This window comes from Nocardia sp. NPDC052316 (assembly GCF_044547795.1).
Taxonomy (GTDB): domain Bacteria; phylum Actinomycetota; class Actinomycetes; order Mycobacteriales; family Mycobacteriaceae; genus Nocardia.
The window spans coordinates 602161-615059 of record NZ_JBIUBB010000003.1 but is presented as its reverse complement, the minus strand read 5'-3'; the positions used below and the strand labels follow the sequence as shown (position 1 = coordinate 615059).

Sequence of the window (12899 nt, the reverse complement as noted above, 5' to 3'; positions counted from 1 at the left end):
TCCGGTCTCGACGTGCTGCTGTGTTGATGAAAGTTTAACGCGCCCCACCGACACCGCCCAGTGAATAAGCCGCTAACGGAGGGACCGGGTCTTCACGGGATTCCCCCGCGGCGCTCGGCCCAACCCTCGGCGAAATCACGAAAGCGTCGCGCCGCCCCTGGCGCGGACCTCGCCGCCGACCACACCAACCCGACCTCTCTGGTGGCACCCGCGTCCGCCAGCGGGATCAGCACCGGCCCGGCCAGCCGCCCATCGGCCTTACCGCCGGCCACCCGGGGCGAGTTCGCCGGGCCGAGATGTTCCTCCGGCAGCACCCCGACGCCGAGACCTGCGGCGACCAGGCCCGCGACGGTCACAAGATCGCTGGACTCGAAGGCGATGCGCGGGCGAAGATCGGCGGCCGCGCATAGTTGGTCGACGATGCGGCGCATGCCGAAGCCGGGATGCATGGCGATGAAGTCCTCGTCGGCGACCTCGGCGAGGCGCACCTGTCTGCGGCCGGCCAGCCGGTGATCGGCGGGCACGGCCAGCGCGAGCCGCTGCCGCAACAAGCCGCGCCAGCCGACGCCGGGCCCGCTCGGGCGCGGCGAGACGATGCCGAGATCGGAGGTTCCGTCGAGCACATCGGTGGCCACCATTTCGGCGGGTCCTTGGCGCAATGCGAAAGTGATTCTGGTCGAGCCGCGGCGGAATTCGCCGACCAGTTGCGGGACGAGCCAGCCGCCGAAGGAATGCAGAAAAGACAGGCGCACCACACCGTTGGCGGGGCTGCTCAGATCGGCGATCGACTTGGCCGCGGTGTCGAGTTCGGATTGCGCGCGGCGGGCCTGCTCGTAATAGATGCGACCGAACTCGTTGAGAATGATGCGTTTGCCGCGGCGGTCGAACAACTCGACGCCGAGCCTGCGCTCCAGCCTGCCGAGCATGCGAGACAGGGTGGGCTGAGCGAGGTGCAGGCGTTCGGCGGCCGCGCCGACCCGTTCGAGTTCAGCGAGCGTGATGAACCATTCGAGGTCTTCGCTCAGCACACGTCCGCCCTTTCCGGTGATGCGTGTCACAGCGCAGCCGAGGGCGGCCTACGCTGCTCTCCCTAAATACGCTCAGTGCATCAACTCCGCCATTATTATTCATTTCCCTTCGGAAGGGTTCGCTGGCGATCCTGAAAGCCATGACCTCGATGAAGTCCGGGCCCGCCGCCGCAGGCCGCACGGCACACGAGCGCCGGATCACCACCGCGCTGTTCGCGGCGGGGTTGGCGACCTTCGCGACGATGTACAGCACACAGGCCTTACTGCCGAGCCTGTCCGCCGCCTTCGACGCGACCCCGGCCCATGCGGCGCTTGCGGTCTCGCTCACCACCGCGTTTCTCGCACTGGCGATCATTCCGGTGAGCGCGCTGTCCTCGCGGATCGGCCGTACTCGGGTGATGATGGTCTCCGCGATCGGTTCGGCGGTGATCGGCCTGTTGCTGCCGTTCAGCCCGACGCTGGAGGTGCTGTTGACCGGGCGAGCACTGCAAGGGCTCACCTTGGCCGGGGTGCCTGCCGTCGCGATGGCGTATCTCGCGGAGGAGATCGGCACGTCGGGGCTCGGGGCCGCGATGGGTGTCTACATCGCGGGTACCAGCATGGGCGGGCTGATCGGGCGGGTGATTCCGGGGTTCGTCCTCGGCCTCGGGTCGTGGCGCTGGGCCGAGGCGATCATCTCGGTGGCCGCCGCGGTGTGCACGGTGTGGTTCGTCCGCAGTCTGCCGCCGTCGCGTGGTTTCGTCGCCCGACCCGCCGGAATCCGCACCGTGCTCGGCGATCTCGCCCTTCAGCTACGTCATCGCGGGCTGCTCGCGCTGTTCGGGCTGGCACTGGTGCTGGTCGGCGGTTTCGTCTCGCTGTACAACTTTCTCGGCTACCGGCTGACCCAGCCGCCGTTCGAATTGCCCGACGCGGTAGCGGGTTTGGTGTTTCTGCTTTACTTCGCGGGCACTGCGGTCGCGACCGTTGCCGGGCGGCTCGCGGATCGCGTCGGCCGCCCTCGGGTGCTCGCAGGCACGGTGCTGCTCATGGGTGTGGGGCTGGTCCTGACCGTGCCCGACAACCTGGTGACGCTCATCTTCGGCATGGCCTTCTGCACCGCAGGCTTTTTCGGCGCACACACCGTGGCGAGCGCTTGGGTCGGCGTGCTGGCCACCGGGAATCGTGGCGCTGCGTCGTCGCTGTATCTGTTCTCGTTCTATGTGGGCAGCGGCCTCGTCGGTGGTGCCGTAGGTATCGCCTACACCCGGCACGGGTGGGCGGGGCTCGTCATCTGCGTTGCCGCTCTGCTGACGGTGGCGTTGATTCTGGTGTCCACCTTGGCGTTTCGGACTCAGCACCTCCGCGTGGACAGCACGGGCTGACTTCGCTGTGCGCTACCAGCGAGGCGTCAAGGCGCCGAGCGCGCCGAGGGCGACGGCCGCCGCGGTGGAGGTGCGGAGCACGGTGGGGCCGAGGAGAACGATGTCGGCACCGGCCTCGGACAGTGCGGACAGCTCGGAGTTGTCGAGGCCGCCTTCGGGCCCGACGATCAGCACTACCTCGGGCACGTCCGCGAAAGCGAGTTCGGTGAAACGGCCCGCGCCGGATTCGTGCAGCGCGGCGACGATTGCGCCATCCGCCTTGGCTTTACGGATCAGCTCGAGCAGGTCGCGAGTGCGGTGCAGGTCGGCGACCTCGGGGATGTAGGCGCGGCGGGATTGGCGGGCAGCCGACCGTGCGGCGGCACGCCATTTGTCAACGGCCTTGCCCGCCTTGCCTTCCCAGTTCGCGATGCAGCGGGCGGCCTGCCACGGCACGATGGTGTCGGCGCCCGCCTCCGTCATCAGCTCGACGGCCAGCTCCGAGCGGTCCGACTTCGGTAGCGCTTGAACAACCGTCACGCGCGGCGAGACAGCTTGTGCGACAGCGCGATTCAATACCCGCAGCTCGAGCCGGTCACGCTGCGCCGCAACGACCTCCGATTCGGCGAGCACGCCGCGCCCGTCCGACAGGGTGATCGGCTCCCCGACCCGGATGCGGCGCACTGTGGCGGCGTGCCTGCCCTCCGGGCCGTCGAGCACGGCGACGGCGCCCGGCTCGGGCACCTCGTCGAGGTAGAAGACCGTGGCGGCCAATCAACGACCGCTGAACGAGGCCCGCAGCCTGGCGAACAGGCCGCTGTTGTGCTCGGACTGGGTGGACATGACCTCGGCGCGCTCGCTCGGGCGCATGCCCTTGTACTTGCGCAGCAGGTCGGTCTGCTTGCTGTCCAGCTTGGCGGGGATCACGATGTCCAGGTGCGCGAGCAGGTCGCCGCGCGCGCCGGACCGCAGCCGCGGCATGCCGTGGCCGCGCAGCACCGAGACCTCGCCCGGCTGGGTGCCCGGCGCGATGGTCAGCTCGGTGGGGCCGTCCAGGATGGTGTCGATCACCACGGTGGTGCCGAGCGCGGCGTCGACCATGGGGACGCGGATGGTGCAGTGCAGGTCGTCGCCGTCACGGACGAAGACGTCGTGGGGCTGCTCGACGATCTCGACGTACAGGTCGCCGGCGTGGCCGCCACCGGGGCCGACTTCACCCTGCGCGGCGAGCCGCACCCGCATGCCGTTCGCGACACCGGCCGGGATCGGCGCGGCGATCTCGCGACGCGCGCGCACCCGGCCGTCGCCACCACACTTGTGGCACGGATCGGGGATCGTCTCGCCGGCGCCGCGGCAGGTCGGGCAGGGGCGCGAGGTGAGCACCTGACCGAGGAAGGAGCGCTGCACTGATTGCACTTCGCCCGCGCCGCCACAGGTTTCGCAGCGCACCGGCTTGGATTTGCCGTTGGTGCCCGCGCCGGTACACACATCGCAGAGGATCGCGGTGTCGACGGTGAGATGCTTGGTCACGCCGACGGCGCATTCGGCCAGGCTGAGCCGGGTCCGCAGCAGCGAGTCCGCGCCGGGCTGCACCCGGCCACGCGGCTTGCGCGCGCCACCGGAGGCGTTCATGCCGCCGAAGAACGCCTCGAACACATCCCCGAGGCCGCCGAAGCCCGCGCCCGAGAACCCGCCACCGCCGCCACCGGACTCCAGCGGGTCGCCGCCGAGGTCGACGATGCGTCGCTTCTCCGGATCCGACAGCACCTCGTAGGCGGCAGACACTTCCTTGAACCTGGCCTGCGCCGTCTCATCGGGGTTGATGTCGGGATGGAGTTCCCGCGCCAGCTTGCGATAGGCGCGCTTGATCTCCTGGTCGGTCGCGTTCTTCGCGACGCCGAGCAGTCCGTAGTAGTCCCGTGCCACTTGAGTTCTCTAGTCCTTGGTCGTTCTCGACAGTGCCGACGGTGCTTCACCGCTCCAACCGCATGCTGATCGACAGCATTAGTCGGATGCACTCAACTTTATCCGGCCGGAACTACGAGCGTATCAGCGGCATCGGAGCCGTCAGCGTTCGGCGAGGACCTCACCGATGTAGCGGGCAACGGCCGCGACCGAGGCGATGGTTCCGGGATAGTCCATCCGAGTGGGGCCGAGCACACCCATGCCGCCGAGGATCGCCCCGGACGTGCCGTAGCCGGTCGACACCACCGAGGTGCCGCGCATCTGCTCGACCTGGGTCTCCTCGCCGATGCGCACCGTCACGGTGCCGGGCTGCTGCGCGGCGGCCAGCAGCTTGAGCACGATGACCTGTTCCTCCAGCGCCTCCAGCACGTCACGCAGCGAGCCGGGGAATCCGAAGTCGGCCGCGTTGCGGGTCAGGTTGGCGGTGCCGCCGAGCACCAGCCGCTCCTCCGGATGCTCCACCAGCGTCTCGACCAGCACTGTCGACACCCTGATCAGCACGTCACGCAACCGTGGTGGCGCCTGCTCGGGCAGTTCGGCCACCGCCGCCGACGCCGCGGCCAGTCGCTTGCCGTCCATCGCGCCGCCGAGCATGCCGCGCAGCGCGGCCAGATCGTCGTCGTTGATCAGCGCGCCGAGCTCGACGAGTCGCTGGTCGACGCGGCCGGTGTCGGTGATCACCACGAGCAGCAGGCGCGCCGGATTCAACGCGACGACCTCGATGTGCCGCACTGTGGACGCGGACACCGAGGGGTACTGGACGACCGCAACCTGCCTGGTCAGCTGGGCCAGCAGTCGCACGCCCCGGCGGAGTACGTCATCGAGGTCGACCCCCGACTCCAGGAACTCCATGATCGCCCGGCGCTCCGCCCCCGACAGCGGCTTCACCTCGGCGATCCGATCCACGAACTGCCGATAGCCCTTGTCGGTGGGTATCCGCCCGGAACTGGTGTGCGGCTGCGTGATGTAGCCCTCGGCCTCCAACACCGCCATGTCGTTGCGCACCGTCGCACTGGAGACACCTAGATTGTGCCGTTCCACCAGGCTCTTCGACCCTATCGGCTCCTTGGTCGCGACATAATCCGCGACGATCGCGCGCAGGACCTCGAACCGCCTGTCCTCGGTGCTCGACATCGGCCCCACCTCCTCGCTTCCGTCCTCGGGTACGCCGCCGTAGGCCGTCGGCGAACCCGTCACATCGCACAACTTCATGCGAATCCCGGTCCGTCTGGTTAACCAGTCTAATTGCCTATACCCGAATCGCCGCTTGCGCGCCACGGGTGGAGAGGCTGGACTGCGATCGGTATATGCCTTCAGGGGCGATCGAGAGAATCGTGACACCGGGTTCGCGGGCACCGAGGCAGCCATCGTGTTCGTGCGCGGCCGGCGTGTGCTTCGGTCAGGGGATCGCGCGCAGGACCGTTGGAGCGATTTGGACGACTTGCGTGCAGGCGTCGAAGGGGAAGGGTGGGGTGGCGGGGGCGAGGTTGACCGACACGCGCAGGAGGTGGGCGTTGCTTGCGGTGGGTGGGTCGGCGCGGCGGTAGTTCAGGGTGATCGCACAGGTGGAGTTTTCCCTGGTGGGATCGGTGGATTGGACCGTGCGGAGTTCGGTACCGGTGAGTCCTTCGACGTTCGTGTGGCGCGCGTATTGGATGGCCTGGCCGCCGTCGAGGCCGGAGGGCAGGCGGTTCACCTCGCCGGTCTTGACCATCTGCTCGTTGCTCTGGTCGAAGGAGACCTCGACGGTGGCGCGGTGGGCGCCGCCGGTCTGCACGAGGGTGATCGCGCACTTGTAGGCCTTGGTCCAGCCGACGGAGGTCAACTGCCAGCCGGTGAATTGGGCAGCGATCTGGGACGTGGCCCCGCACGGGTTGCGCTGTCGCAGTGACCGTCCGGCTGGTTCATCGACGACATGGGGTGGTAAGGCCGTGAGGGCGTCGATCGACGCGGCGAGGTACTCCCTGACGAATCGGCAAGGCTGGGACCACGGGACCGGCGTTTTGGTCGGGCCGGTCATCTTGGCAACGCTCAGATGGTGCGCGAATCCGGTGTCCCCGGCCGGGATTCGGTAGTCGCAGCCGTACGCCTCGGGTCTGTCGTCACTGCTCGCGCTGCGATACACGGTGCGACCGTTGACCTGCTCGGTCCGGTCCGCGGCCCGCTGGGACGAGGTATAGAGCTTGTCCAGTTCCAGATTGAACGAATAATAAGCATCATCGGGGGCACTGAGTATCAATCCGCAACCGGTCCACCCGCCGCCGCGTTCCAATCCGGGACTGCGTTCATAGCGCTGGAAAAGTCCTAAGCGCTCAGCGAATTCGCGATTCAGCAGTGCGCACGGGTCGGTGGCGCGGATCCGTGCCATGAGGTCGGCCGTGCCGGGCGCGATAGCGGCCAGCTCTTGCGATCCCGGCGTGCCCGCCTGCGCTTTCGCCGCTTTCGGGGCGGTGGATTCGGCGCTGGGACGCACCTTCGCCTCGGTGGAGATGGTGCCGCACGCGCACAGCATGAGGACGACCGTGGTCAGTGCTGCCATGGCCGCCCAGCCCCGCCTGCCGCCTGCGATCAACGGCAACTCCCTCGGCTTATCGAACGATCCACGGCAGGTTAACCCAATTGCGACGGCTCCCTTATCGGTTCTCGAATACCCGGTGAATCGTGACCTAATCAGTGTCGGAAACCACGTCACACGAACAAAACTCATGATCAGCACCCGGTAGGCAGACGGCGGCGGCCCGCGGTCAGTTCGGTGATCAGGTCCTCGTAGCCGACCGCCAGTTCGGCGAGGCGTTCCCAGGCGAACCAGAGCTCCCAGTCGGATTCACCGGCCAGGGATGCGTTGGCACACGCGGTGAGCCGGGCGAGGCGATCGAGGATCGCGCCGAGGGTTTCGGTGTGCACATAGGCACCGCCGTGCGCCACGGGGAGGTGCGCGCTGACCCAGCGGTCGATGTCACGGACCTCCCGAGCACGATATTCGTCTATATGGCAGGCGGTTTCCTGCGGAGTGGACAACCGGTGTTCGTGCAGTGCGGTCAACTCCCGGGCCGCACGTAACAACGGATGGTCGACAGTGCTCTCGCCACGGCACGCCCGCAGCACTTGACTTCTCGTCGGCAACGAACCACTCACGCGATTACCTCCCCCGGTGCGGGGACTTCATTGCACACCCGTTGTCGGAGCCGCACACGCCGTGTACTGAGTGTGCGGTTCACAGAAAGGGTGTGAGGTTCCAACAATGAGTGCATAGTTCGCACGCAGTGTGTTTGGAACGCTCGAGTTTTCGTGGGGTGCGAAGTCACCGGGCAGGCCTCTTGGTGCAGGCGCGGAGGTAATCGATGATGACCGCACAGGAGGGACGGAAAGTGTCCCGCGGCAGGACAACCCAGGCGCGGGAAGGGGTGTGCGAATCCGTGGGGGACGGAAGGGCGATCTCACCGCCGAACGGCACGATGGCGACGTCGAGGCGGAATAGTTCGGTAAACAGGCGGGTGTCGTCGGGTACGTCCGGCCGGCAGAGGAAAGTCCAACGCCGGGAACGGATATGGGCCATTATCGGGCCGACCGGGCAGCCACGGAACAGCATGTCGTCCCGGACGCGTTGGCCGAGGCGAGCGGGCATGGTGATGGCGCCGACCAGGCCGACCTTGACGACGATTCGGCCTGCTTCCGGTTGGATTCCGGCCGGTAGCCCGCAGGTGCGGCGGTAATAGGCACAGCGCGAAAAAGGGGTGTCCCTGAACGTTGGGTCATGCATATCGAACCTCTACTCACCTCGATCGATCGGTTGGTGCCCCCGGTTCCGAGTGGACCTGAACCCGCTCTCGCCGATAGGGTTTCAAGACTTCGATGACACGGACCGGGGCGCGCGTTCAGTAGAGCACCGGAAATGATCGGCGGGAACGTTCCCAGTAGTGGAACCAGGGGAAAATTCGCAAGGTTCCAAGGATTCCCGTCCATGCGGTTCCAGTTGCATACCTGGCCAATAGTGAGGCTACGAAAGGGAATTGCCGTGACCCCCACCGGATCCACCCTCCCCCGGCGCATGCTGGCACGTCAGCTGCGCGAACTACGGGAGAATTCAGGTGTCAGCGCGGAAATCGCGCGCCTGGCGATAGGCGTTGGCAAACAAACACTGTGGCGAATGGAGACCGGACAACCCGTACGCTTGAATCCGTTGTTCATCCAGCGGTTGTGCGAGGTGTACGGTGCACCCGAGGACGTGACGACGATGCTGCTCGGGTTGGCGGAAGAATCGCATCGCACCGGGTGGTGGCACGCGTACGGGGATGCCGTGCCGAAGCATTTCGATTTGTTCGTCGGGTTGGAAGAGGCTGCGAAGAGGATTGTTTCGTATCAGACGGTGCTGCTGCCGGGGTTGTTGCAGACCGATGAATATCGGCGGGCGATGATTTGGCTGAAGTCACCGACGATGCCGACCGCAGAGGTCGAACGGCGCATCGAAATGTTCAACCAGCGCAAAGCTCGACTGACCGACTCGACCAAACCCCTCGCGCTCGACACCATCGTGGACGAGGCGGCGCTGCGGCGGGCCATCGGTGGTCCCGCCGTCATGGTGGGCCAGCTGAAATATCTCGCGACAGTCGGCGAACTGCCGAACGTCTCGATGCGCGTGGTCCCGCTCAGTGCAGAAGCGTATGGGGCGTTGAATGTCGGGCCGTTCGTGCTCCTCGAATTCCCAAGGCACCCAACCGCGCATCTCACCGAACCGCCTGTCGTGTACATCCAGGCGTATACCGGTGCGCTGTATCTTGAGAAGACCGACGAGGTACAGCAGTATCAGCAGGCGTACGCCGACCTGCAACGCTCGGCACTGGATGAGGCTCGCAGTCGGTCACTCATCCACAAGATCGCGAAGGAGTCCGCGACGTGAACAGGAACCTATCCGACACGCCCTGGTTCAAGAGCAGCCACAGTAATGCCGACCAAGACTGTGTCGAAGTCGCCTTCCTCGCCGGCGACCTGGTCGGCGTTCGTGACTCGAAGAACCCGAACGGCTCCGCACTTGTTTTCAGCTCCAGTGCGTGGGGGGCCTTTACCGCCGGTGTTGCCGGTGGGGATCTGCGGTAAGGCTATGCCGAGGATGTGAATCAGGCCCGGGACGTCGCTCTCCGCGAGGTCCCGGGCCCGGTGTCGCGCAGAGCCGACCCGCCACCGACGGCCGTCGACCTGCGGCGCGACTCGCTTGCACCCAGGTAGACGCATCGGTAGCGTCAGCATGAGCTGAAGCGGGGGGCGGAGAAGCCGGTCCGGTCCCGTGCGATCGATTCGAGCACCGGCGGGCGAAGGATCCGATGACGAGCAGGTCTCTCTCGTGGCAGGTGTCCGGTCTCGTTCTTGGTGCCGTGGTTGTGTTGGCGGGGTGCGGGCCTTCTGATGGCGGAGGTGATAAGCCGACCGGAAGCTCATCAACCTCCACACCGAGCGTCGCTCCGGACGTACCCGCTGGTTACGACCCATGCAAAGACATTCCGCAAAGCGTGTTGGACTCTGAGAAGCTGTTGGATAGAACGCCGGATAACTCGAACACGTCAGGCGGCATAAAGTGGCGAGGCTGTCTCTGGGCGCAAACAGACGGGTACGGGGCCCGAATCCAGACGACGAACATCACAGTGGACATGGTGCGCGCGAAGAACTTCCCCGACACCCGAGAGTTCACGATGAACGGTCGCCGGGCGGTCTCCACGCGACAGTCCAGTGATCACCCGGACGCTGCCTGCACTGTGGATGTGGAGATGAAGGGCGGCAGCCTCGAATTCAATCTGAGCAACCCACCGTCACGGCGTAACACTGGGCATCTCGACACTTGCGAGCTCACTCGTAAGCTCGCGGAGAAGGTTGTACCGACCTTGCCTGCCAACGTGTAACTCCACTGACCGCGACGGCCCCGATTGGGAGGGAAGGAATCATGGGGGACGATCAGACACCATCGCCTCGACCGATGTCGAACCTGATCAGCGCAGCTCGCGAAGGCCAACTGGCGGTTGAGATGAAGCCAGAAGACTTCGTCTACATCGACCGCGACTGCGACTACTTCAAGCGCACAATCCAGCGAATCCAGACGATCGCAGACGAAGTGTCGAATCAGCCCAGCTGGGGGCTCGGAGAGACTAACAACCAGATGGTGTCAGCGGGCACAGTGGTCGATCGGTTCAGACAGAAAGCCAAACAAGCGAAAGACGGTAACGACGTTTATACGGTGATGGAGCAGCACTACAAAATCGTCGATGACATCCAGTCCGTCTATCGATCAGTCCGGGAGCGAATGATGCAGGCGGACAGCAACTTTGCCAGCGAGTTCACGCGTTTGAACGAGATCCTCCCGGAGCGCCCACCCGCGCAGCTCCCCGCTGGCCCATACCTCCTCCCGGACGGAACCGCCAGATGACCGGCTACGAACCCCCGCGGATTCCGGGCGGCGGCGAGCACACCGACAGCTGGGATCACCCAGAGATCAAGAGTGCGTTCGACCCGCTCGACACCACCAACGCGATCGATCAGGCCGAAAAGTACTGGCAGATGCACCAACTCTGGGAGCAGGGCGTGGCAACCTTTGCCCGCTCGATCCAGAACTCGATCTCTCAAGCGTGGTCCGGGCCGGCTGCCGAGGATTCGAAGAACTCGATCCAGGCCTACACGACCGACGCCCACACACTGACGCCCGCGTTGGCCGAACTTCATACCCGGGTGCGCGACGCGGCGACCGCGATCGTGAACACCAAGAAGGCGATTCCCGATCCCGTCGAGGTCACGTGGACGTCTTGGGCCTGGCCGCCACGCCGGTGGGACTTGCAGCGGGACCAGTCGGAGGAGGCGCAGAAGGCGCGCGTTGCGATGAACGAGCACTACGTGCAGCCGTTCAGCCAGATCGACGGCAAGATCCCAGTCCTGCCTACCCCGACGAGTCCCACCAAGGGTGTCGACATCACACCTCCGCCGGGCGGATACAACACCGACACCAGTAGCAATGGTGGTCAGCCGAATCAACCCACGTCGACTACCAACGACCCGACTCCGAACAACTCCACCGTTCCCGGCGACAAAGACGGCGACGGTAAGCCCGACGAACCGTCGACCCAGAATCCGAAGTCGGCTGACAACCCGAAGGCCGAGCAGACCACACCTGCCTCGACGAACCCGGCAGGCACTCAGACCACACCGGCCGGCACCAACCCGACCACGCCGACGCCGAGCAACCCCACCTCCACTGATCCGGCGAAGACCGCGCCGACCGGCACGGGGACGCCGTACTCTCCGAGCAGTCCCGGCAGTCCCAGCAGAACGGGCAGTCCCAATAGCCCCAGCAGTCCAGGTTCGCCGAGTTCGAAGACTCCGCAACCCGGCCGCAGTATCCCCGGCAGTCCCGCCATTCCTGGCACCACGTCCACCCCGGCGGCAGCGGCCGCGGCGGGCGCCCGTGGCGCGAGCGGTACCCCCGGCATGGGCGCCCCGGGCATGGGTGCGCGAGGTGGTCAGTCCGAGGACGACTCCGAACACAAGATCCCCGACTACCTGATCACCCAGGAGAACACCGACGAACTGCTCGGCGAGCTCCCGAGAACGATCCCCGGCGGCGTAATCGGCGGCGACAACACCACTTAGACCAGACGACACCGCGCCGAACGGGACATGACGGGAGCAACTCGCGCTTCGCCGCCGTCGTGTCCCGTTCGCGGGAGTCCTACCCGATGAGGACCGGGTGGTGCGAGCGCGGCCGTCAATGGCGCTCACGAACAGAACGACCACGTAGAAGATCGGACCGAGATGACTGAATGGACTTGGGAACCAGACGATTTCGCTGCACTCTGGTATTCCGATGCCCATGATCGGTTTCCCGGCCCCCTGCGCTACACGAGCCGGTTCGCTTTGCGTGACGAGTTCGCGGCACATCGTCGCGCCGTGCGTGATCGCTATACCTCCGACGAGCTGGAGGAGATTCAACTGGCCCTGCATACCCTGGGCACCTCCGACCTGCGGATCGAAATCCTCGGCGGCACATGCAAACACAAGAACAGCACCGGCCGGGAGGACCTGCGCGAGTACCGAGTCATCGGCGCCCGCAACGCTTATCACGCCGTCACCCTGATGCAGGCAGGTACCGCCACCGAGCACGGCTCGATCCGCGTCCGCATGTTCGGCCCGGAAAGCCTTGCCGCACGCACCGTTCAGTCCGTGCCGCCCTGCCCGCCCGGCACCGCCGCGCCTGCCACCTTCCACCCCGACGACATCGCGCCGCGCCGCGACGGCTACTTCGAAGACGTCGCCCGTCAAACCCCTCGCGAGCAGTACCAACGCCTGGTCGGCCGCCCCGCCGACGGTGGCGGCACCGCCGTCCTCATCGCCGCCCCGCTATCCACCCAGGCCCAGCCCTGGCACGTCCTGCAGTGGCACGACATCACCGACGACGGCCGCTACACCGAAATCCGCGGTCCGCACATCACCATCCGCCCCACCACCCCCACCGACCTGATCGGTCACTTCACCACCTGGATAACTCAGGCCTTGAATCGTCTCGAAGATGCCAGCTGGTAACCATCTA

The 12899-nt window shown here is 66.1% G+C and carries 14 protein-coding genes; 7 read left to right on the top strand and 7 right to left on the bottom strand.

The annotated features are described in order from the left end of the window. Positions 1-92: 92 nt before the first annotated feature. Entirely contained in the window at positions 93-1028 is a 936-nt protein-coding gene (locus tag ACIHA7_RS15530; protein WP_397290778.1) for a LysR family transcriptional regulator, read from the bottom strand. Positions 1029-1168: 140 nt separating this feature from the next. On the opposite strand from ACIHA7_RS15530, the gene ACIHA7_RS15525 reads away from it, so the two are divergent. Next, entirely contained in the window at positions 1169-2392 is a 1224-nt protein-coding gene (locus ACIHA7_RS15525) for an MFS transporter (protein WP_397289775.1), read from the top strand. A gap of 12 nt (positions 2393-2404) precedes the next feature. Here ACIHA7_RS15525 and ACIHA7_RS15520 read toward each other — a convergent pair whose 3' ends face one another. The 6 genes from ACIHA7_RS15520 to ACIHA7_RS15495 all read right to left on the bottom strand — a co-directional run bounded on the left by ACIHA7_RS15520 (position 2405) and on the right by ACIHA7_RS15495 (position 8096). Further along, on the bottom strand, positions 2405-3145 hold the full coding sequence (locus ACIHA7_RS15520; protein WP_397289773.1) for a 16S rRNA (uracil(1498)-N(3))-methyltransferase: 741 nt from the start codon (positions 3143-3145) through the stop codon (positions 2405-2407). Next, a complete protein-coding gene (dnaJ, locus tag ACIHA7_RS15515; RefSeq protein WP_107654897.1) occupies positions 3146-4297 on the bottom strand; it encodes a molecular chaperone DnaJ in 1152 nt (383 codons plus the stop codon). A gap of 141 nt (positions 4298-4438) precedes the next feature. Then, on the bottom strand, positions 4439-5470 hold the full coding sequence (hrcA, locus tag ACIHA7_RS15510) for a heat-inducible transcriptional repressor HrcA (RefSeq protein ID WP_107660156.1): 1032 nt from the start codon (positions 5468-5470) through the stop codon (positions 4439-4441). Between the two features lie 265 nt (positions 5471-5735). Then, positions 5736-6875, bottom strand: coding sequence for a DUF3558 family protein (locus tag ACIHA7_RS15505; RefSeq protein WP_397289771.1), 1140 nt, complete (start codon positions 6873-6875; stop codon positions 5736-5738). 170 nt (positions 6876-7045) lie between these two features. Then, positions 7046-7471 (bottom strand): DUF4254 domain-containing protein, encoded by a 426-nt coding sequence (locus ACIHA7_RS15500; RefSeq protein WP_397289769.1) that lies wholly within the window; start codon positions 7469-7471, stop codon positions 7046-7048. 166 nt (positions 7472-7637) lie between these two features. Then, complete coding sequence (locus tag ACIHA7_RS15495) at positions 7638-8096, bottom strand: DNA-directed RNA polymerase subunit beta (RefSeq protein WP_397289767.1); 459 nt, start codon at positions 8094-8096, stop codon at positions 7638-7640. Positions 8097-8351: 255 nt separating this feature from the next. Between ACIHA7_RS15495 and ACIHA7_RS15490 the strand changes: the two genes are divergently transcribed. From ACIHA7_RS15490 to ACIHA7_RS15465, 6 genes are all read left to right on the top strand, one after another. Beyond that, positions 8352-9233: a helix-turn-helix domain-containing protein gene (locus ACIHA7_RS15490; RefSeq protein WP_397289765.1), complete on the top strand. Its 882-nt coding sequence runs from the start codon at positions 8352-8354 to the stop codon at positions 9231-9233. Beyond that, the gene (locus ACIHA7_RS15485) at positions 9230-9430 is read left to right on the top strand and encodes a DUF397 domain-containing protein (protein ID WP_397289763.1); all 201 of its coding nucleotides are present in this window, start codon (positions 9230-9232) and stop codon (positions 9428-9430) included. Before ACIHA7_RS15490 ends, ACIHA7_RS15485 begins: the two co-directional genes overlap by 4 nt. Before the next feature lie 224 nt (positions 9431-9654). Further along, on the top strand, positions 9655-10227 hold the full coding sequence (locus tag ACIHA7_RS15480; protein WP_397289761.1) for a DUF3558 domain-containing protein: 573 nt from the start codon (positions 9655-9657) through the stop codon (positions 10225-10227). A gap of 74 nt (positions 10228-10301) precedes the next feature. Beyond that, positions 10302-10748: a hypothetical protein gene (locus ACIHA7_RS15475; RefSeq protein WP_397289759.1), complete on the top strand. Its 447-nt coding sequence runs from the start codon at positions 10302-10304 to the stop codon at positions 10746-10748. Then, positions 10745-11962, top strand: a complete 1218-nt coding sequence (locus ACIHA7_RS15470) for a hypothetical protein (RefSeq protein WP_397289757.1) — start codon at positions 10745-10747, stop codon at positions 11960-11962. The genes ACIHA7_RS15475 and ACIHA7_RS15470 overlap by 4 nt, the downstream gene beginning before the upstream one ends. A gap of 162 nt (positions 11963-12124) precedes the next feature. Continuing rightward, entirely contained in the window at positions 12125-12892 is a 768-nt protein-coding gene (locus ACIHA7_RS15465; RefSeq protein ID WP_397289754.1) for an ESX secretion-associated protein EspG, read from the top strand. The last annotated feature ends 7 nt before the right edge of the window (positions 12893-12899 follow it).

Coding starts and splice junctions, on each gene's coding strand:
- ACIHA7_RS15525 (WP_397289775.1), top strand. CDS start 1,169: ATGACCTCGATGAAGTCCGGGCCCGCCGCCGCAGGCCGCACGGCACAC.
- hrcA (WP_107660156.1), bottom strand. CDS start 5,470: ATGTCGAGCACCGAGGACAGGCGGTTCGAGGTCCTGCGCGCGATCGTC.
- ACIHA7_RS15505 (WP_397289771.1), bottom strand. CDS start 6,875: ATGGCAGCACTGACCACGGTCGTCCTCATGCTGTGCGCGTGCGGCACC.
- ACIHA7_RS15495 (WP_397289767.1), bottom strand. CDS start 8,096: ATGCATGACCCAACGTTCAGGGACACCCCTTTTTCGCGCTGTGCCTAT.
- ACIHA7_RS15480 (WP_397289761.1), top strand. CDS start 9,655: ATGACGAGCAGGTCTCTCTCGTGGCAGGTGTCCGGTCTCGTTCTTGGT.
- ACIHA7_RS15475 (WP_397289759.1), top strand. CDS start 10,302: ATGTCGAACCTGATCAGCGCAGCTCGCGAAGGCCAACTGGCGGTTGAG.
- ACIHA7_RS15470 (WP_397289757.1), top strand. CDS start 10,745: ATGACCGGCTACGAACCCCCGCGGATTCCGGGCGGCGGCGAGCACACC.
- ACIHA7_RS15465 (WP_397289754.1), top strand. CDS start 12,125: ATGACTGAATGGACTTGGGAACCAGACGATTTCGCTGCACTCTGGTAT.